Below are 1,336 nucleotides of genomic sequence, written 5' to 3' on the forward strand. Positions count from 1 at the left end.
CATGAAGTTGGAATCGCTAGTAATCGCGGATCAGCATGTCGCGGTGAATACGTTCCCGGGTCTTGTACACACCGCCCGTCACACCATGGGAGCGGGTTTTACCAGAAGTAGGTAGCTTAACCGTAAGGAGGGCGCTTACCACGGTAGGATTCGTGACTGGGGTGAAGTCGTAACAAGGTAGCCGTATCGGAAGGTGCGGCTGGATCACCTCCTTTCTAGAGTTTGCACGAATCAGGTAACTGGTTCACGCATCAAATGTTCACACTTATCGGCTGTTTAATTAAGAAGAAACAGTAATCGTAGTAGTTCCGCGTTGGGGCTGTAGCTCAGCTGGTTAGAGCACCGTGTTGATAACGCGGGGGTCGTTGGTTCGAGTCCAACCAGCCCTACCAGTACACATTCCCGGGGGATTAGCTCAGCTGGGAGAGCACCTGCTTTGCAAGCAGGGGGTCGTCGGTTCGATCCCGTCATCCTCCACCAAAGTTTTACTCGAAAGTGCAAACGTAAGCCGGTCAACAAGACTGTGGTTTAGGTTTGATCTTTTAGCGATCAAAGCTGTTTCGTTCTTTAACAATCTGGAAGAAGTAAAGATTATTTATTGATCGGTTTGCCGTAAAAGGTAAATCGATGGGTAATGATTGTATGTATCAACAAACAAGCAACAACGTTGTACTTTCTTATCCCTGTAGCGCTCTTTTCGTTTGAAAGAATGAAGAGGCTAACGTTATAGGGACAAGCGAATAAGTGCACATGGTGGATGCCTTGGCGATTACAGGCGATGAAGGACGTAGTAGCTTGCGATAAGCTGCGGGGAGTGAGCAAACACACTTTGATCCGCAGATTTCCGAATGGGGCAACCCACCCTTTTAGGGTATTGCATACTGAATACATAGGTATGCAAGGCGAACGCGGCGAACTGAAACATCTAAGTAGCTGCAGGAAAAGAAATCAACCGAGATTCCCAAAGTAGCGGCGAGCGAAATGGGAAGAGCCTGTACGTGATAGTCGGACCGATAACAGAATCCTCTGGAAATAGGAGCCATAGTGGGTGATAGCCCCGTATGTGAAATCGGACCGGTGGTACTAAGCGTACGACAAGTAGGGCGGGACACGTGACATCCTGTCTGAATATGGGGGGACCATCCTCCAAGGCTAAATACTCGTAATCGACCGATAGTGAACCAGTACCGTGAGGGAAAGGCGAAAAGAACCCCGGAAGGGGAGTGAAATAGATCCTGAAACCGTGTGCATACAAACAGTAGGAGCGGACTTGTTCCGTGACTGCGTACCTTTTGTATAATGGGTCAGCGACTTACATTCAGTGGCAAGGTTAACC

The 1,336-nt window shown here is 48.8% G+C and carries 2 tRNA genes and 2 rRNA genes; all 4 read left to right on the plus strand.

From position 1 onward, the window contains the following. Positions 1 to 215: ribosomal RNA gene (locus VPH41_RS28415) — 16S ribosomal RNA — on the plus strand; the annotation flags it as partial. A gap of 100 nt (positions 216 to 315) precedes the next feature. Continuing rightward, positions 316 to 392 (plus strand) — tRNA-Ile (locus VPH41_RS28420). Between the two features lie 12 nt (positions 393 to 404). Next, positions 405 to 480, plus strand: a tRNA-Ala gene (locus tag VPH41_RS28425). Positions 481 to 730: 250 nt separating this feature from the next. After that, positions 731 to 1,336, plus strand: a 23S ribosomal RNA gene (locus tag VPH41_RS28430); the annotation flags it as partial.

This window comes from Janthinobacterium sp. P210006 (assembly GCF_036231885.1).
GTDB lineage: Bacteria > Pseudomonadota > Gammaproteobacteria > Burkholderiales > Burkholderiaceae_D > Janthinobacterium > Janthinobacterium violaceinigrum.